General features: G+C 38.7%; 17 protein-coding genes and 1 riboswitch. Of the genes, 9 read left to right on the top strand and 8 right to left on the bottom strand.

The genetic code is table 11. The features are described from left to right. The first annotated feature begins 150 nt into the window (after window positions 1-150). Both addB and addA read left to right on the top strand, forming a co-directional pair. Window positions 151-3,636 (top strand): helicase-exonuclease AddAB subunit AddB, encoded by a 3,486-nt coding sequence (addB, locus tag F4694_RS11075; RefSeq protein WP_179597785.1) that lies wholly within the window; start codon window positions 151-153, stop codon window positions 3,634-3,636. Next, window positions 3,629-7,420: a helicase-exonuclease AddAB subunit AddA gene (gene addA / locus F4694_RS11070; RefSeq protein ID WP_179597783.1), complete on the top strand. Its 3,792-nt coding sequence runs from the start codon at window positions 3,629-3,631 to the stop codon at window positions 7,418-7,420. Before addB ends, addA begins: the two co-directional genes overlap by 8 nt. A 41-nt stretch (window positions 7,421-7,461) precedes the next feature. Here addA and F4694_RS11065 read toward each other — a convergent pair whose 3' ends face one another. Genes F4694_RS11065 through F4694_RS11040 form a run of 6 tightly spaced genes read right to left on the bottom strand, consistent with a single transcriptional unit; the run spans window position 7,462 to window position 9,398 of the window. Continuing rightward, a complete protein-coding gene (locus F4694_RS11065; protein ID WP_179597782.1) occupies window positions 7,462-7,680 on the bottom strand; it encodes a spore germination protein in 219 nt (72 codons plus the stop codon). Window positions 7,681-7,735: 55 nt separating this feature from the next. Continuing rightward, window positions 7,736-8,116: a spore germination protein GerPE gene (locus F4694_RS11060; protein WP_179597780.1), complete on the bottom strand. Its 381-nt coding sequence runs from the start codon at window positions 8,114-8,116 to the stop codon at window positions 7,736-7,738. A 12-nt stretch (window positions 8,117-8,128) separates the two neighbouring features. Continuing rightward, a complete protein-coding gene (locus F4694_RS11055) occupies window positions 8,129-8,299 on the bottom strand; it encodes a spore gernimation protein GerPD (RefSeq protein WP_179597778.1) in 171 nt (56 codons plus the stop codon). Continuing rightward, window positions 8,289-8,909: a spore germination protein GerPC gene (gene gerPC / locus F4694_RS11050; protein WP_179597775.1), complete on the bottom strand. Its 621-nt coding sequence runs from the start codon at window positions 8,907-8,909 to the stop codon at window positions 8,289-8,291. Before gerPC ends, F4694_RS11055 begins: the two co-directional genes overlap by 11 nt. Window positions 8,910-8,918: 9 nt before the next feature. Beyond that, window positions 8,919-9,155 (bottom strand): spore germination protein GerPB, encoded by a 237-nt coding sequence (locus tag F4694_RS11045; protein ID WP_179597773.1) that lies wholly within the window; start codon window positions 9,153-9,155, stop codon window positions 8,919-8,921. 18 nt (window positions 9,156-9,173) lie between these two features. Further along, window positions 9,174-9,398: a spore germination protein gene (locus tag F4694_RS11040; protein ID WP_179597771.1), complete on the bottom strand. Its 225-nt coding sequence runs from the start codon at window positions 9,396-9,398 to the stop codon at window positions 9,174-9,176. Between the two features lie 230 nt (window positions 9,399-9,628). Then, window positions 9,629-9,715: riboswitch (cyclic di-GMP riboswitch) on the top strand. Window positions 9,716-9,923: 208 nt separating this feature from the next. Between F4694_RS11040 and F4694_RS32640 the strand changes: the two genes are divergently transcribed. The 4 genes from F4694_RS32640 to F4694_RS11020 all read left to right on the top strand — a co-directional run bounded on the left by F4694_RS32640 (window position 9,924) and on the right by F4694_RS11020 (window position 11,642). Next, entirely contained in the window at window positions 9,924-10,526 is a 603-nt protein-coding gene (locus F4694_RS32640) for an ATPase, T2SS/T4P/T4SS family (protein WP_179597769.1), read from the top strand. 87 nt (window positions 10,527-10,613) lie between these two features. Next, window positions 10,614-10,973, top strand: a complete 360-nt coding sequence (locus F4694_RS11030) for a YisL family protein (protein ID WP_179597767.1) — start codon at window positions 10,614-10,616, stop codon at window positions 10,971-10,973. 122 nt (window positions 10,974-11,095) lie between these two features. Continuing rightward, window positions 11,096-11,368, top strand: a complete 273-nt coding sequence (locus tag F4694_RS11025; RefSeq protein ID WP_179597765.1) for a ubiquitin-like small modifier protein 1 — start codon at window positions 11,096-11,098, stop codon at window positions 11,366-11,368. A 1-nt stretch (window position 11,369) separates the two neighbouring features. Beyond that, a complete protein-coding gene (locus tag F4694_RS11020; RefSeq protein WP_179597763.1) occupies window positions 11,370-11,642 on the top strand; it encodes a hypothetical protein in 273 nt (90 codons plus the stop codon). A 56-nt stretch (window positions 11,643-11,698) separates the two neighbouring features. Here F4694_RS11020 and F4694_RS11015 read toward each other — a convergent pair whose 3' ends face one another. Further along, window positions 11,699-13,528 (bottom strand): aldehyde ferredoxin oxidoreductase family protein, encoded by a 1,830-nt coding sequence (locus F4694_RS11015; RefSeq protein WP_179597761.1) that lies wholly within the window; start codon window positions 13,526-13,528, stop codon window positions 11,699-11,701. 220 nt (window positions 13,529-13,748) lie between these two features. On the opposite strand from F4694_RS11015, the gene F4694_RS11010 reads away from it, so the two are divergent. After that, on the top strand, window positions 13,749-14,777 hold the full coding sequence (locus F4694_RS11010; protein WP_179597759.1) for a ThiF family adenylyltransferase: 1,029 nt from the start codon (window positions 13,749-13,751) through the stop codon (window positions 14,775-14,777). A 221-nt stretch (window positions 14,778-14,998) separates the two neighbouring features. Here F4694_RS11010 and F4694_RS11005 read toward each other — a convergent pair whose 3' ends face one another. Beyond that, on the bottom strand, window positions 14,999-15,562 hold the full coding sequence (locus F4694_RS11005) for a DUF2777 domain-containing protein (protein WP_179597757.1): 564 nt from the start codon (window positions 15,560-15,562) through the stop codon (window positions 14,999-15,001). Between the two features lie 164 nt (window positions 15,563-15,726). Between F4694_RS11005 and asnB the strand changes: the two genes are divergently transcribed. Both asnB and F4694_RS10995 read left to right on the top strand, forming a co-directional pair. Then, window positions 15,727-17,577 carry an asparagine synthase (glutamine-hydrolyzing) gene (asnB, locus tag F4694_RS11000; RefSeq protein WP_179597755.1) on the top strand — a complete coding sequence of 617 codons (1,851 nt, stop codon included), beginning with the start codon at window positions 15,727-15,729 and terminating at the stop codon, window positions 17,575-17,577. 62 nt (window positions 17,578-17,639) lie between these two features. Then, on the top strand, window positions 17,640-19,148 hold the full coding sequence (locus F4694_RS10995) for an alpha-amylase family glycosyl hydrolase (RefSeq protein ID WP_179597753.1): 1,509 nt from the start codon (window positions 17,640-17,642) through the stop codon (window positions 19,146-19,148). The last annotated feature ends 10 nt before the right edge of the window (window positions 19,149-19,158 follow it).

Below are 19,158 nucleotides of genomic sequence, written 5' to 3'. Positions count from 1 at the left end.
AGCGCGATAATCATATCGTCTCTTTTTTTGTTTTAAAAATTACCATTACTGGTTTAAATCTGTATGAATTGTTCCAAACGTTTGTGCTCCTTTTGTGATAAAATGAGAGTATTAGATTAAAGTAGGGTAATCGGAAAGCGGGGAAGAAACATGTCTTTAAGAATGGTAACCGGAAGGTCGGGAAGCGGTAAAACACAAATATGCATGAATGAAATTGAAGACCGGCTGCTGGAAAATCCAGAGGGAGCGCCGATTATTTATATCGTTCCAGAACAGATGACCTTTTCAACAGAATATCGTTTGGCGACTAATCCAAAACTTGGGGGAATGATTCGTGCCCAAGTTTACAGTTTCTCACGGTTAGCTTGGCGGATTTTGCAGGAGACTGGCGGTATAAGCAGGTATCATCTAAGCAGTGTAGGAGTAAGCATGCTCATTCGGAAAATTATTGAAGATAAAAAAGACCAATTAAAATTGTTTCAGCGTGCTGCTGATAAAAATGGATTTGTTCAGCAAGTTGAACAAATGATTACTGAATTTAAGCGTTATTGCATTTCCCCAGATGAGCTATTCCAAAAGGCTAAGGGGAATGGTGAAACAGCCTCTATAGCCTTGCAGGATAAACTAAATGATTTAGAGATTATATATAGACAATTTGAAGATGAGGTCTTTGGGAAGTATATTGATTCCGAAGACTATTTTCGTTTGCTTTCAGAAAAGGTTTCTGCATCAATCTACTTAAAAGAGGCGGAAATTTATATAGATGGATTTTATAGCTTTACACCACAAGAATACTTGGTCATTAAAGAGTTAATGAGGCATTGTCAGAGAGTAACGATCACTATGACAACGGACAGAACTTCTTTTGAAACGCAGCCAGATGAATTGGATTTATTTCGATTGTCGAGTGATGCTTGCTGCATTTTAAACGATATTGCCAAAGCTGAAGGAATTCAATTAGAGCCTCCTCTCTATCTGTCACATCAGCAGAAATGGAATCAGTTATCTTTACAGCATTTAGAAAAACATTTCGATACTAGGCCAGCGGTCCCTTATTATGGAGAAACAGACATCCATATTGGTCAAGCAGTGAATCGTAGAGCTGAGATAGAGGGGATAGCGCGCGAAATTCTCCAGTTGGTTCGGACAAAGAATTTTCGTTATAAAGACATCGCATTACTGATAAGAAATGGCAGTGATTATCATGAAATCGTCGAGCCAGTTTTCTCCGATTATCAAATTCCATTTTTTATTGACCAAAAGAGAACGATGCTGAATCACCCATTGATTGAATTAATTCGCTCAACATTAGAAGTAATTCAAACATTTTGGCGTTATGAGCCTGTTTTTAGAGTAATCAAAACGGAATTAATATACCCGCTTCAGGAAAATCCAAAACGAATGCGGGAAAAAATGGATAGACTAGAAAACTATGTACTTGCTTATGGTATTAAAGGCAGTAAATGGACAAGTAAAGACCGCTGGACGTACCGTCGCTTCAAGGGTCTTGAAATGGAAGCAAATGTGCAAACCGATGCTGAAAAAGAAATAGAACAGCAATTGAATGAATTAAAGCTTATGGTATCAGCACCGATACTACGATTATCGAGAAGGCTTAAAAAGGCAGACACTGGCCGAAAACTTTGTGAAGCAATCTATTTATATCTAGAAGAATTAGATATTCCTTCAAAACTAGAAAATTGGAAAGTAGAAGCCGAGCAAAAAGGTAATCTATTAAAAATGCGTGAGCATGATCAGGTGTGGAATGCATGTATCGAACTCCTAGATCAATATGTGGAAATATTAGGGGATGAAGCTGTTCCCTTAAAGTCTTTTTCCGCTATCTTGGAAGCGGGATTTGAATCACTCTATTTTTCATTGATTCCCCCTGCTTTAGATCAGGTTATCATCGGGGATTTAGAAAAATCTCGACTGACGGACATAAAGGCAGCCTTTATTGTTGGTGTTAATGAGGGGATATTGCCAGCTAAAATTGCAGATGATGGGATATTATCTGATGACGAGCGTGAAACGTTAATAGGTGCAGATTTAATAGTGGCGCCAAGCAGCAGAACACGCCTATTGGATGAGAATTTTATAGCCTATAAAGCCCTAACTACACCTTCAGAATCTCTTTATGTCAGTTACCCGCTCGCTAATGATGAAGGAAAGGCATTAATAGCTTCTTCGTATATTAAGAGATTGAAAGATATGTATCCAAATGCAGAAGAACATTTTTATGGTACAGATGCTGCGGAGCTAACAGAAGGAGAACAATTAAACTTTGTTACTAATTACAAAACAACTCTATCTTACTTGACCTCACAACTGCAATTGCAAAAGCGGAATTATCCTATTTCCGATTTGTGGTGGGATGTGTATAACTTTTATATCAACGGAGAGTGGAAGGGACGTGCTGAGAAGGTATTTTCCAGTCTCTTCTATACCAACCAGGCGGTACAGCTTTCAAAGGAAACAGCGGACGAATTGTACGGAAATACGATACAGGCCAGTGTTTCACGAATGGAATTGTATAATGGCTGTGCGTTTTCGCATTTTGCACAGCATGGGCTAAAGCTTCGTGAACGTCAAGTTTTTCGTTTGGAGGCACCTGACATAGGAGAATTGTTTCATGCTGCTTTAAAGCACATCTCCGACTTTGTAAATGAGCAAAGACTTAGCTGGGCATCTCTAACAAAGAAACAATGTGAAGAACTTGCCAAGGAGGCAGTGACTGCTTTAGCTCCTAAGCTGCAAAATGAAATTCTTTTAAGCTCAGAACGGCATCACTATATCAAACGGAAATTAGAACAAATAATTACCCGGGCCTCACAAGTATTAAGCGAACATGCTAAAGTAAGTGGATTCTCACCTATCGGATTAGAATTGAGCTTTGGGCGAAATGGCAAGCTCCCGCCATTAACATTTTCACTAAAAAACGGAAAACGTATGGAATTAGCCGGCCGTATCGACAGGGTCGATCAAGCAAAGGGTGAAAACAATAGTACTTACTTACGTGTGATAGATTATAAATCGAGTGAAAAAGATGTTAATCTTAACGAGGTATACTATGGACTGGCATTGCAAATGTTAACCTACCTAGATATTGTCATTACACATTCGGACGAACTGGTAGAAATGAAAGCAAGCCCTGCAGGAGTTCTTTATTTCCATGTCCATAACCCGATGATAAGTACTACTAAATTATTGACGATTGATGAAATCGAAAAGGAAATCATGAAAAAATTCAAGATGAACGGTTTAATGGTAGGTGACCAAGATGTCCTCAAGCTGATGGACCAAAGTCTTGAATCAGGTGATTCGCAGATTATTTCGGCAGGTATTAAAAAAGATGGCAATCTGACCAAGAAATCGAAAGTTGCGAGCCTAAATGAATTTGATGATTTAAGGAATTACGTTCGAAAGCTCTATCAGACTACTGGAGAGGCTATAGTGGACGGTCAAGTTGATATTGCCCCGTATAAACTGAAAGACAAAACACCATGTACATTTTGTGCCTACAAATCAGTTTGTCAATTTGATGAATCGATTGAAAATCATTATCGAATTCTAACACCTCAGCCCAAGGAAACAATATTTGAGTTAATACGAAAGGAGGTTGGCGCAAATGAGTAGTTTTGTAATACCTCCTAAACCTGATGGAGCAACCTGGACAGAAGATCAATGGAAAGCAATTATGGGAAAAAATAAAGATATTCTTGTTGCAGCAGCAGCAGGCTCTGGAAAAACTGCTGTGTTGGTCGAAAGGATAATCCAAAAAATTCTTTCTGAGGAAGATCCTATTGATGTGGATGAGTTATTAGTTGTAACATTTACAAACGCCTCTGCAGCTGAAATGCGTCATCGAATCGGAGAAGCATTAGAAAAGGCCATCAATAAGGACCCAAGTTCAAGGCATTTACGAAAGCAGCTAAGCTTATTAAATAAAGCTTCGATCTCAACATTGCATTCCTTTTGTATGGAGGTTATTCGTAAATACTATTACCTTATCGATGTAGACCCTGGATTTAGAATTGCTGATGAAACAGAGGCACAATTAATTCGAGATGAAGTAATGGACGAGCTATTTGAAGAGGAGTATGGAAAAAAGCATAATGAGCCATTTTTTAGATTAGTAGACTCCTTTACCAGCGACCGAAGTGATAGTGCCTTAATGGATATTGTCCGGGATATTTATGATTTTGCACGGTCGAACCCTGTGCCTAGTCTTTATTTACAGTCAATGATTGATATGTATGATATTTCTAAGATATCAAATCTCGAAGAATTACCTTTCATTCAAGCACTTATTTTTGATATTGAACTTCAATTAGAAGGTGCGAAGGAAATGATAGAGCGAGGCTTAGAAGTGACGAAGCTTCCAGGTGGTCCGGCACCTAGGGCGGAAAATTTCCTTGATGATATAAATGTGATTAATACTCTTATCCAGGCGAACCGGGACTCATGGTCAGCCCTTTATCATGCCATGCAAACATGGTCATTTACAAGAGCAAAACCAGTAAAGGGAGATCACTTCGATAAAGAGTTGACGGAAAAAGCTCAAAAGCTTCGTGATAAGGCGAAAAAGAAGATTCAGGATATAAAAGATGAACTTTTTCTAAGAAAGCCAGAGGGCTTCTTAAAAGATATGGAAGAAATGCGCCCTCTCATTGAAACGCTTGTCCATTTAGTCGCTGTTTTTTCTGACCGTTTTGAGAAAGAAAAACGAGAAAAAGGGCTGGTTGATTATGCGGATCTAGAACATTATTGCCTAGAAATCTTAACAGGGGAAATCAGCTCTCAGGGGAAATTTCATCCATCAGAAGCTGCACTAGCTTATCGGAATCATTTTAATGAAGTATTTGTTGATGAGTATCAGGACACGAATATGGTACAGGAGACCATATTAAAGCTAGTGGCAAAAGAAGATGAAACGAATGGCAATTTGTTTATGGTCGGCGACGTGAAGCAATCTATATACCGTTTTCGTTTAGCTGAGCCCAATCTATTCTTAGGAAAATATAATCGATTCAGACAGGACGGTAATGGTACAGGATTGCGCATTGACCTTGCGCGTAACTTTAGAAGCAGAAAAGAAGTACTTGAAGGGACCAACTATTTATTTAAACAGATCATGGGAGTTAAGGTTGGAGAAATTGAATATGATGAAGCTGCTGAACTACGGCCAGGTGCACCATATCCTGAAGATGAACCTTTTCCAATCGAGCTATTACTAATTAATCAAAATAATGATAGTAAAGAGGTATCTACTGAAGCTGCTGAATCCGAAACGGAGAATGTACCTTCTGAATTTGATGAAGTAGATTTAGAGAAATCCCAGCTTGAAGCTAGAGTGATGGCTTCTAAAATCAAACAATTAATTGCAAATGAAACCAAGGTTTATAATCCGAAAACAAATTCTTACCGTCCGATTATGTATCGAGATATGGTGATTCTGCTTCGATCCATGACCTGGGCACCGCAAATCATGGAGGAATTCAAACAACAAGGTATTCCGGTTTATGCGAATCTTTCCTCAGGATATTTTGAAGCAACGGAAGTAGCCATCATGATGTCGTTGCTAAGAGTGATCGATAATCCATTTCAAGATATTCCATTGGCTTCTGTTTTACGGTCGCCCATTGTTGGTCTGAACGAAGAGGAACTCGCACAAATACGTCTCCACAACAAGGGTACTTTCTGGGAGTCCGTGAAAAAGTTTTGTAAAAGCAGCCCATCAGAAAAAACAGAACTTTTATACGAAAAAGTCCGCCGTTTTTATGACAATTTGGAACAATGGCGTTCCATGGCGCGCCAGGGGTCACTCTCCGAATTGATCTGGCAGCTTTACAGGGATACACAGTTTTATGACTTTGCAGGTGGTTTGCCTGGTGGTAAGCAGAGACAGGCAAATTTACGTGCTTTGTATGACCGGGCAAGGCAATATGAGCAAACCTCGTTCCGAGGGTTATTCCGCTTTCTCCGTTTTGTAGAAAGAATGATTGAAAGAGGAGATGACCTAGGAGCAGCTCGAGCGCTTGGAGAGCAGGAAGATGTCGTACGAATTATGACCATCCATAGCAGTAAAGGACTTGAATTTCCAGTTGTTTTTATTGGAGGATTGTCGCGAAACTTTAATATGTCTGATATCCGTAAACCGTATATGCTTGATAAAGAGTACGGCTTTGCGGCAAAGTATGTAAATGTCGAAAAACGAATTTCCTATCCCTCTTTACCACAAATTGCTTTTAAGCGGAGAAAGAAGATGGAAATGCTCGCAGAAGAAATGCGAGTCCTTTATGTGGCGCTGACACGGGCCAAGGAAAAGTTATATTTAACAGGAACGTTGAAGGATGCCGATAAACAAATTGAACAGTGGACAGATGTTTCAACTAATACAAACTGGCTGCTTAAGGATTATGAACGGGCAGGTGCAGGCTGTTATATGGATTGGGTTGGACCAGCGCTGATTCGACACCAGGACAATATAGAGTTAAGGAAGATGGAGATTCAAAATCTGCTTATGCCTGAAGAGATTTCCTGTCATCCTTCTGCGTGGAAAATTTCAATTATGAATGCTGAAGAAATTAAAAATCAGGAAGTAACGAAGAGCTTGGAAGAGGACACCTTTTTAGAAAAGGTAGAGAACAAGGAAATCATCCCGCTATCATCTCCTTATAAAGAGGAGATTGAGTCTCGCTTAACATGGGAGTACTCCTTTACGAATGCCTCAACCCATCGCTCCAAGCAATCGGTATCTGAAATGAAGCGTCAGCGTGAAATGTCAGATGAGCATAGTGGTACCGAGTTGTTAAGCAGATTCAAAAAATCCATTACAAAACGACCTAAGTTTATGCAGGAAAAGGCGCTTAGCCCTGCTGAAAGAGGGACTGCTCTGCATATGGTCATGCAGCATGTGGATTTGACAAGACCTGTTACAACAGAATCTGTTAAAACACAAATTGAGTTGATGGTTCATAATGAACTATTAACCGTCGAGCAGGCTGAAGTTGTTGATACACACCTAATTGGGAAATTTTTTGAATCAGATTTAGGTAAGCGGATCTTAAAAGCAAATACTGTGAACCGTGAAATTCCATTTACGTTATCCCTGCCTGCATCTGAGGTTTATCCAACATGGAAGGACCAAGATGAATCTGTTTTTGTCCAGGGGATTATCGACTGTGTGTTTGAGGATGAAAAAGGACTCGTCCTTATTGATTTTAAATCTGACGGGATAAATGATCGATACAAAGGTGGTTTTGAGCAGGCTAAATCAATACTTGATCAACGATACCGTCTGCAAATCAATCTTTATACGAAAGCTTTGGAGAAAATTTGGAAGAGAAAATTAAATGAAAGATATTTATTCTTCTTTGACGGTGCACATATACTAAACCTAGACGCTGAAAATGAATAACAACATAAAAGACATAAACCTGCATTGGTTTATGTCTTTTATTAGTTATTCCCGCCTATTGGCTGGTCAAGTAAATTGGCGTCTAGAACATTGGTACCACTTAATCCGCTGGCTGTAAAAATGATTCCCCCTGTATTAAAACTTCCAGAACCTGCATTTGTCTTTGACGCACTTTTTGGAGAGATATAGACTGTATCCCCGAAATGAACAACACCACCAGTTACATTCACTATCTGAACTGGACCCATTATTGCTGGCATATAAAAACATCCTTCGCATCATTTAATCTTTCATTATCATATGCCTAATCACTTATCATTGTTCTTCCTCAGCATTCAACAGCTGCCTGATATGCTTGACTCTGGCTTCTAGTGAGATGTTTTCACTGTTTCCTACGTGCAGGATGGCAGCCGATGACATAGCGATAATAGAAATCGTATTGACCTTAATGACTGGAAGTTTATTATGAGTAGATATTGTTATTTTTTCAGTAATCGGCAATAAAGGAATTGGTTCAGAAAACACTAGGTAGTTCGAAAAATTTCCTTCTTTACCATAAAACACATCAGCTTCCCTCTGAACCGCTAATGCCCGTGAAAATCCATTAATAGTACGGGAATCACCAAGCTGGATGGTAGAGGCAAAGGAAGCTGAGTTTACTTTAACGGTGTTTACGACAGAAGTTCTCTCAAGCATATGCTAAGCCTCCTAAAAAAGTGGAACAAATGGCCCGATTATGAGTGATTCAGGGGGTGTGTCGAAAGTTGAAGCCAATTGAATGCTTTGAGTGTCGCCAACCATTACAAGTGAAGAACTTGCAACGCCTAGAATTCTAATCACATCTACATGAAGGTCCCGATTATATACTTCAAAGTTCATTTTGTGTATTCATCCCTTTCACGTTCTCTGGCAAATGATTAATAAATATTAAAATGCCTTTTCTGATTTCTTGTTTGAGTAATTCAATAATGCTTTCATCTGTACTTTGTCCGCCTTCACGACTATTGGCTGGAGTATTTTGTACATGGTAATCAATCCTAGATGGAAGCTGTTTCATGATATCTTGTTTGATAAAATCTAAATAGGAATCATCTAACTGAACATTTAATTGGTTTTGGATTTCCTTAAATAGGGTTGGGAGTCCGGTTTCCAAATATTGATATATAGATTCTTCAATTTTCATAGACCTTTGCATTTGTTCCTTAGGATGGATAGGTGTCTTTAAAGATTGGTTTTGTACAGCAAAATCTTCAATATTTGCTAAATCAGATGGATTTAAACCAATATTTAATGTTCCGTCAAGAGTTTCAACCTTCAATTGATCAAATTTATATTCGATTTTTTCAATCTGAATGTTAGGCTTATCCTTGAATTGCTTCAATTGTTCCTGTAGTTTTTGAATGGTCATCTCCAGAGCAGCAATTCTATTTTCTTGTATCTGTAAAGTTGTTTGGACCCACTGAAGAAGTTGTGAATAATCCTGATACATACCATCACCTCACTGTGTTTCTTCTTCTCGCCCAGCGCCAGCCAAAGGTACTGCAACACTAGATTGCATGCTTGTTGTTTGAGTGCTTCCTGCCTTTGGGGCTGGCTTTGTAAAACCTCCTGTATTATGCAAATAGGAGGCAGGTTTAATAATCCCGGCACTGCCAATTTGCAGGACGGAGGAATTTGTAATACTGTTAATTTTAATAAAATTTATTTGAATAGATTGCTGAATATAAAAATTCATATAAAAACCACCCATTCCTTATGCATTAAGGAAGATTCCTTGATCTACACCATCTGAATCGTTTGTGTTTGTATTACTTAAATTGTTATTATGAACCATTAAACTCTCACCTGTATTAAAGGACCCAGCACCGGAAAAAGTTTTTGCAGATGAAAATGGCATGATTTTATAGACATCTCCGATATGAAAAACGGAACTGCTGCCAAGTGAAATGACTTGAGCAACTCCTACAATCGCTGGCATCAACAACACCCTTTACGTTTTTTTCTTCTAATATCCTATGTATGGGTTTGTGTAATGTGATTCAATCGCCCAAATAAAGTTAAGGCTAATCTTAGGTGGTTGGGAAAATTATAGAATTAGGCATAATTACCTATTCGTTTCAAAAAAATGATATAATAGTAGGATGTAAGATAAGGCAAAAGGACTTATGATAGTTTTAAGAGATCAGTCGGAAAAGAAAAAACACTGATTCTCGATAAAGGCAAAACTGATGAAAATCAGTGACGCAAAGCTAAAGGGGCTAAGGTGCTATTGCACTACGCCAGCCAGTTACCGAAAGAACAGGGTGTTTTTCGTAGATAACAGCATTGTAAACATAGGTCTTTCTATGTACATTGTTGTCCTTCATTTGTTAACCCCCCTTTCGGTAAAGGCGGGGTTATTTTTACTTTCGTTTCATCGACCCCTGCCTAACCGTTCATATCTTCTTTATGTTTTGTGAGCAAATTGGTTTTCGAAAAAACAAAAACAAGGTGGGTGTAAAGTATGGGGCTGTTACAAATCCAGCAAAATAATGAACTACCAGGTGTAAATCACAAATTGTACAAGTCAGCTAGGATGGCTATTAGAAAGAATACATGGAAACCTCTAGAGCTGCAGGATTTAATTCATAACGGAACCATGTCAAAAGAAATGGCCCTATTCCTCTGTACATGTGTGAAAGCTAGGTTAAATATTGTAGTAAGCGGAGGAACAGGAGCAGGCAAAACAACCCTTGTCAATGCTCTTTCCACTTTCATTCCAAAAGAGGAAAGGAATCTTATTGGAGATGTTCGTGGTAATGATGTACGTGAAATATTTCGAAAAGAAAATAAAGAACTAGATGGTTTCCTTGCGACAGGACATTCCAGCAGTCCAAGTAATATGATTGACCGTTTGGAAATCATTGCTTATCTGGAAGGGATGAATAGGCCTATCAATGAGATTAGGAATAAAATCGTTGGTACGATTGACATCATTGTCCACCTATCACGTTCAAATGCTGGAATTAGAAAAATCACCAAGATAACAGAGGTTCAGGGAATCAAAGGGGAAAATATTGTGCTAAGAGATATTTTTACTGTTAATCCTCTTGAAGGTACTTATTAGTAATAACCAGCTTTTTTTTAGGATTTTGGCAATGCCTATGGTATGATAGTGTTGCTATAAGCTATTGATACATAGGAGGAAGATTAAATGATTCACGGTCACGTTACTGCTTGGGTTTTAGCCCTAATTTTGTTTATTGTTGCCATATTTTTACTAAAAGGCGGGAAAGAAAAAGGCGCCAAAATCGTCAGAATGATCCTGCGTGTTCTTTATCTATTAATAATTGCAACAGGTGTTGGACTACTGTTCATGCTGTCTAATATTGATTTGTTGTATATATTAAAAGCGGTAGTAGGATTATGGGTCATTGGTTTATTTGAAATGATCCTTAGCAAGATTGCGCAAAATAGAAAGACATCTGTCTTATGGATTCAATTTGTTATCGCCTTCTTACTTGTATTGTATTTAGGTTTTGATAAACTGCCTATGTCGATTTTTAATGTATAAGATTAGTCTTTCCAAAGAGCTGTCGGTTCATTGACCGGCTGCTCTTTTTTTAGTGTTCAAAAATAGATGACAAGAATTGCAAATAGTTTTACTATTTAAGTAAGGGGAGAGGAGTGTGTGAGATGCTAGTAAGAGTGTTTGCTAATCTCCGGCAAATTTGTGGCGGAGTTGGGGTTGAGGTTAAGCCGGAAGGTCGACGGGTTATTGATGTACTTGAAAGAATGGTTGAAATGTTTCCAGATTTAAAAGATGAAATATTTACTCCTGAAAAAGAGCTGCTTCCATTTGTGCATGTTTTTATTAACGGAAGAAATATTATTCATTTGGATGGTCTTGAGACCATTGTAAAAGAAACCGATCAATTTGCACTATTTCCTCCTGTAGCAGGTGGTTAATATGCTTCAGCAGGAATTAGAGTTTCGTGGAATAAATCGAAAGCACCTAGGAATGTATTTTGAAGAGTTAGGCGGTAAACCAATTACAAATCAATTTCCTTATATATATAAATCTGACAACTGGTGTGGAGAAATAGTAGGAGAAGACGAGCTTACGATCACTTCTACTTTTAAAGTGAATACTGTCAATGTCCGATTTTATGCGTCAGATGAAGAGACGCTTAAAGAGTTGATCAAAAATTATCGGGTGAAAACAAGGAGAATCGGGGGATAATTTCGATACAAATCAAAAGGCTTCTGCAAAATATGCAGAAGCCTTTGATTATTCCATTATACTAACTGATTTTCCGGGTCAATAATCTCAAGCTCACGAAGCTTCGCTTCGGTAACTTTTCCGGCCGCCCATCCACGGACTTCGTAGTACTCTTTAAGCATAATATCCATACGGCTGACCTCACCTGCACTATTACCAGAGGCAGGCTCCTCTGTGAATCGTTTTGGAAGATAGTCATCTTCTTCTTTATCAAACCCAGCGAGGTTATTGTAATAACGCTCAAGATTATAAATTCTCTCTCCAGCCTTCATCACATCATCAGCAGTCATCGGAATACCAGTCATAGTACTATATTGCTCTGCATAATGCTCGGCATTTTCCGAGAAGGAAGAAAACTTACAAATATTCATAGAATCAGAGAAAGCAAGCATATCTTGGAATATTTTTAATAATTCACCTTTTCCTTCTGGCTTTAGGCGGTCTGTAGGCTCAGGAATACCGGCAATTTCACTTGCCACCGTATAGCCCCGTAAGTGACAGGCTCCGCGGTTACTAGTTGCATAGCCGAGACCAATTCCTTGAATGCCACGTGGGTCATATGCAGGAATGGATTGTCCCTTTACAGACATAGAAAGTTCCGGTGCTCCCCATGAAGCTGTTGCTTTTGCAGGACCTTCAGCAAGGATGCCCCCAAAGCCCTCACGGAATACAATTTTCTTAGTTAAATCAATCATAGAATCTGCATCGCCCCAGATGAGCTCTTCCGTAATCAAGCCTTTTTCATAGGCTTCCATTGTTACGGAGAAGCAATGACCTAGTTCGATGGTATCAAGACCGTACTCATTACAGCGGTCAATCAAATAAGATATGGCCTCAGCATCGCTTAATAAACAGTTAGACCCAAGTGACCAAGCAGATTCAAACTCTATACTTTCGACTCTAGTTTTATATTTTCCATCCTTCACTTCAACTTCGATTTTGCAGCCTACAGGGCAGGCGTGACAGGTATTATTTTTAACAAGTAAATGCTCATTGACATATTCACCACTGTGCTTTTCAGCCTCATCCCAATGGGTAAACTGGGAGTTCTTTGTTGGAAGGGCTCCAACCTCATTGATAATGTTGGTTAATACGTTTGTACCGTAAACGGAAAGACCACCTTTATTTGGTGCTGTTAATCCGCCGTCAAGAATAGCCTTTACTGCCTTTTTGTTAGCCTCTTTGTACTCGGTTTCTAACTTAGGCTGCGGCATGTTTCCTTTTTGAGATGCTTTAATTACAACCGCTTTCAATTTTTTATAGCCTGCAACAGCAGCTGTTCCGCCGCGGCCAGCTGCACGGTCATGCTCGTTAATAAATGAAGCAAACTTAACTGTGTTTTCACCGGCTTGACCAATGGTCATGACACTAAGATCTTGTTCGCCGTATCTGGCCTGCATCGTTTTAACTGTTTCTCTTGTTCCTTTGCCCCAAAGTTCTGATGCATCACGCAGTTCCGCTTTACCATCTTCAATATAAAGATAAACAGGCTTGTCACTTTTACCAGTAAGGATGATATTATCAACCCCCGCCCACTTTAAGCGTGCTGCGGTCCATCCTCCCATATGAGAATCTGTAACAGTTCCTGTTAACGGAGACTTAGTTACAACACAAAGACGTCCACTCATAGATGAACGTGATCCGGTTACAGGACCAGTCATAATACAAAGCATGTTTTCAGGAGATAGGGGCTCTACCTCAGGTCCATTATCGAGTACATATTTAACGCCCAGACCACGGCCGCCGATGTACTTTTTTGCATCCTCTTCGTTAATAGGTCTGTAATTAATTGTACCTGCTGTTAAATCAACTACCACTTCTTTGTTTAAAAAACCACCTAAATTCAATTGCTTTCCCTCTCTTTCATTAATAAATTGAAGCTAATCTCCCATTTATATTAAAAAATAAAAATAGGATATTCCTCTCAAAATTAATAAATAAACCCAATTCTATTATACAATTAATTTTGTATATTTAATATTTAAACTTTTTCAAAATTCAATTAAAATTAACGTAGATTACGGGACTCGTTAATATGTACTACTAATCTAGGAAAGAGGATTATACATGATTGATTTAGGGAGATACTCAAGGCAGATTCTTTTTTCAGGAATAGGGGAAGAGGGACAGTATAAATTGCTGCAAGGGAAAGTAGCTATTGTTGGTGTGGGAGCATTGGGGACGGTATGTGCCAATCATTTGGTCCGATCTGGTGTGGGATACATAAGGTTAATTGATAGAGATGTAGTTGACCTTTCCAATTTGCAGCGACAATCACTTTTTAATGAGGAAGATGTAAGTCATAATCTTCCAAAGGCAGTTGCTGCACAAAAGAGACTGAACTCAATCAACTCTATGGTGACAATTGATGCTGTTATTTCAGATTTAAATCTTGATAATGCGGAGGAATTATTAGCAGGGGTTGATGTTATCATTGATGGTACTGATAATTTTATGACTCGCTACTTAATCAATGATGTAGCCGTTAAGTATCGAATTCCCTGGGTTCATGGAGCGGCAGTCAGCTCTAGAGGAATGTTTGCGGTCATTAAACCTGGAATAACCCCGTGCTATCGCTGTCTATTTCCACAAGTACCAGCTGGCAGGGGTGAAACTTGTGACACGATTGGTGTTCTGTCGCCAATTACAGATATTATTGGGTCCTTTCAAGCAATGGAAGCAATTAAATTACTGGTAGGGGCAACGACGAATACCAACCTTGAGCAAATAGACATTTGGGATACTACCTTTTTTTCAATGGATACAAGTGAGGGGAAAAACCCACATTGTCCTACATGTGTGAACCGTCAGTTTGACTTTCTCGATCCTTTGTCTTCCGTTCAGGAAACCTACAGTTCTCTATGTGGAAGAGAGACCGTGCAAATATACTTTAGAGAAAAGCGAGAACGTGACTTACATAAGCTTGGTGAGCAACTAAAACAAAATGGACAAGTTACCGGAAACCAATTTTTACTTCGTTTTTCTCCCGATGATGAAACCTCCATCGTCGTATTCAAGGATGGTCGGGTACTGGTCCATGGTACAAATGACATCGTAAAAGCAAAATCCCTTTACTCAAAATATATAGGAAACTAAAAGAAAAAGGTGTGTTTTTTCTTAATAAGGCTATGTTATAAGACATTGATGATTGGAGCGGAAGGCGCGAGACTCCTGCGGGAGGACGGGGCAGGGGAGACCCCACAGGCGCTTAAGCGCCGAGGAGGCTCCCCGGACCGCCCTAAGGTGCGCGAACCGCCTGGAGCGCAAATCAACAAAAAACTTTTTACATAGCCTTTAGAAAAACACACCTTTTAAACTTAAGATATCATCTTTTCAATAACCAATCGTTTTCCCGTATTTAAGGTAAATTCAAAGCGGTCATTTACCTTTTCGAAATAACAAAAATGGTGCTGAACATTACAAATTTGCTCCTGGTTATCGAAGACAATAAAGTTTACCCCATCTCTTTGTTTATCATCGGATAAGAAAGATAAATGATTATAACAATAGATACAATCGTATATAGAAAAATCTAAAGAATTTAATGTCGTGACAAATTGAAAAAAGGCGTCATCATTCATTCCCTCTAAAAGTCTTTCCAATGAGTAAATTAAATGCTTTCGGATTCTAACCTTGTCATGGTCACGAAGCATAATAAATTCATTTCCGCTACGGATCTTTCCAGATTCAATTAAGATCCCTTTCCTCCAACGATTCGCACGAAATATTTCAATCTCTTGCTGAAGATAGTCATCCAGCATCGCTGCTTCTTCGGTTTCTTCATCAAAAAAGATCCATTGATCACTGATTTGTTCAACTGCTCCTTCATTATAGGCCCTCAGTTGAAAATCTAATAGTTTAATTCTTTGTTGTCGATTCATGTTTAACCTCCGTGCCTAATGCTTTCTTTTTCTTTGTAGACATCTTTGTGAGATTTTATAACTTGTTTATCTTTAATTTGGACAATTTACCAAATAAATTGGGCTGAATAGAATAAAAGCATGTAATGATATCCAGTCTCAGTTACTGGAGGGAGGAGAGTTTTATGTGCGGAGTTTCAGGATGGGTAGATTTTACTAGAGACCTAAGAAATCAAAAAGATACGATTGAAAAAATGACAAAAACTCTTGCCAAAAGAGGACCAGATGAAACGAATCTCTGGGTTCAAACACATGCCGGGTTTGGTCATAAGCGCCTTATCGTGGTTGATCCTGAAGGCGGAAGACAGCCAATGACAAAACAAAAGGAAGGTAAAGAGTACACCATTTGTTATAACGGTGAACTATATAATACTGAAGATATCCGCAAAATTCTCCTTACTAAAGGATATTCTTTCAAAGGTCATTCTGATACAGAAGTTCTGTTAACTGCCTATATAGAATGGGCGGAAGAGTGCGTAAATTATTTAAACGGTATCTATGCCTTTGCAATTTGGGATCAAGAGAGAGAACAATTGTTTATTGGTCGTGACCGATTGGGAGTTAAACCATTGTTTTATTCGGAATTAAACAACGGGATAGTATTTGCTTCGGAAATCAAGGCTATCCTTGCGAACCCAGGAATGAAAACAGAACTGGAATACGAAGGGCTTGCCGAAATTTTCGGTTTAGGACCTTCGAGGACCCCTGGATCGGGGATTTTTAAAGGCATTAAGGAGCTGCGGCCGGCACACGCGATGACTTTTTCAAAAAACGGCTTAAAGATTTGGCGCTACTGGAATGTTAAGAGCGATGTGCATAAAGATAATGTCGAAGAAACGGCTGAAAAAGTACGCTATTTGGTAACAGATGCTGTGACAAGACAGCTTGTATCAGATGTGCCGCTTTCCACCTTTTTATCAGGCGGGCTTGATTCAAGTATTATTACGGCTATTGCTGCACAAGGATTTAAAGACCAAGGAAAAGGCCGGCTTCATACGTATTCGATTGACTATGAAGGAAACGATCAATTTTTCAAAGCAAATGAATTCCAGCCAAATGCGGATGAAAAGTGGATTAACATTGTAACGAATGAGTTTAATACAAAGCACCATTTTAAAACCATTTCTCAGCAGCAATTAGTGAAAGACTTAACAGAAGCGGTTCATGTTCGCGATTGTCCTGGTATGGCTGACATTGATTCTTCTTTACTTTGGTTTTGTAAGGAAATAAAACAGGATTTTGTTGTTAGTCTTTCTGGAGAATGTGCGGATGAGATTTTTGGAGGCTATCCATGGTTTCATCGTAAGGAAGATTTAGAGAGACCTAGTTTCCCTTGGATGCGTTCCGTAAATGACAGAAATAATTTGTTAAGAGCCGATTGGCAGCAAAAATTGAATTTAAAGGATTATGTGATAGAAAAATACAATCAAGCCATCCAGGAAACGCCTAGATTGGATGGAGAGAGCCCAGAGGAAGCAAAACGGAGAGAGCTTTTCTATATTAATATGACACATTTTATGACAACGCTCCTTGACCGAAAAGATCGAATGAGCATGGGAGCAAGTCTTGAGGTCAGAGTCCCATTTGCAGACCACCGTCTTGTAGAATACGTCTGGAATATCCCATGGGATATAAAAATGGTTCATGGCAGAGAAAAGGGGATTTTAAGAAAAGCGTTTGAAGGAATTCTTCCAGAGGAAGTACTTTATCGAAAGAAAAGTCCTTATCCAAAAACCCATAATCCAGAATATACTTTAGCGGTTCAGCAGCAATTGAGGGAGATATTAGCTGATAAGTCCTCGGTACTTTACGAACTATTCAATCATGATTTACTCAATCAACTGGTTGAATCTGGTGGTAATTCGTTCAAAGAGCCATGGTTTGGTCAGTTGATGTCAGGTCCGCAGCTATTAGCTTACTTTATTCAACTTCATATTTGGTTTAGAGATTACAATATTAATATAGTAAATCGATAGGCGTTAATAGTTGGATTCACACCTTTATTAGATTAAAATGAGTGTATGGAAGGGGATTGAAGATGAAAAAAACCTTAATTACACTTATTTTAATCTTTTTTTTCGTTATAACATCATTGCCGGCACATGCAGAAACGGAGAAAGACGACCGGAGCTGGCAGGATGAAACCATTTATTCTATCATGGTTGATCGTTTCTTTAATGCGAATACAAACAATGATAAGGAAGTTAATACACTAGATCCGGTAGCCTATAATGGCGGGGATTTTCAGGGAGTTATCGATAAGTTGGATTATCTGAAAGAAATGGGCTTTACAGCCATCCGACTAACATCGATATTTGATAATACTGCCGGTGGATACCATGGCTATTGGGTGAACGACTTTTATAAACCTGATGAACATTTTGGCTCCATGAAAACGTTTAATAAACTGGTACAAGAAGCACATAAACGAGATATGAAGGTAGTTATTGATTTTGTAACCAATAATGTCTCACCAGAACACCCATGGGTGATCGATTCATCCAAGCAAGATTGGTTCCACGAGAAGCAGGAAATTAGCAACTTGGAAGAACAGAATGAAATCGAAAATGGCTGGGTGAACGGCTTGCCTGACCTTAATCAGGACAACCCTGAGGTAAAGGCTTACTTGTTAGATGCAGCTAAGTGGTGGATTAACAAAACTGATATCGACGGTTATAGCCTTCCAGAAGTAAATCATGTACCATTGTCCTTTTGGAGTGATTTTTCAAAAGAAGTTAAAGGTGAAAAGAAAAACTTTTTTCTGTTAGGGATTACCTCTCCCAACAGTGCATTAGACCTTAAAAAATATGAAGCTGCTGGAATTGACAGCCTTACTGATTATCAACACAGTGAAGATTTAAGAAGTGCTTTCGCTGCTACTAATCAAACCTTTGGTCTTGTAAAGGAAGGTAAGGTTCAAAACCCGGAATTGCAGCCGCAATTTTTTGACAACGAAAATACCTCTAGGTTTACACAAGATATTGTTACAAATAAACATTTTCCAGGGGCACGCTGGAAAACGGCATTAACGTTTATTTACTCAACTCCGGGTATTCCAGTTGTTTTTTATGGAAGTGAAATTGCATTAAATGGGGGAGAAATACCAGATAATCGCCAGCCAATGAATTTTCGGACTGAAAAGGAACTCATTGACTATATAACTAAACTTGGTGAGTTGAGGAATCAACTTCCTTCGTTAACCCGTGGAAGTATGGAAATGCTTTACGAAAAAAATGGTATGGCGGTTTACAAACGTGTCTACCAAGATGAAACAGCCATTATCGCCATAAATAATACGAGTGAATCTCAAAACATTACCTTAAACAATGAGCAAATTGAAGGTGATAAAGAATTACGAGGATTGCTAAATGGAGATTTGGTAAGGAGCAATGAAAATCAATATGATCTTATCATTGACCGTGATGAGTCAGAAATATATGTGTTAACGGAAAAAAGCGGTATCAATCTGCCGTTAGTCGGCTCCTTAGTCGCTGTGTACATCTTGTTCATGATTTTTATCTTAAAAATTAGGAAGAGAAGAAGGTAAAAAGTCAGTG

Origin of the sequence: Neobacillus driksii (assembly GCF_013409995.1) — a bacterium.
Lineage (GTDB): Bacteria > Bacillota > Bacilli > Bacillales > Cytobacillaceae > Neobacillus > Neobacillus driksii.
This window is presented reverse-complemented; position numbering and strand designations above follow the sequence as displayed.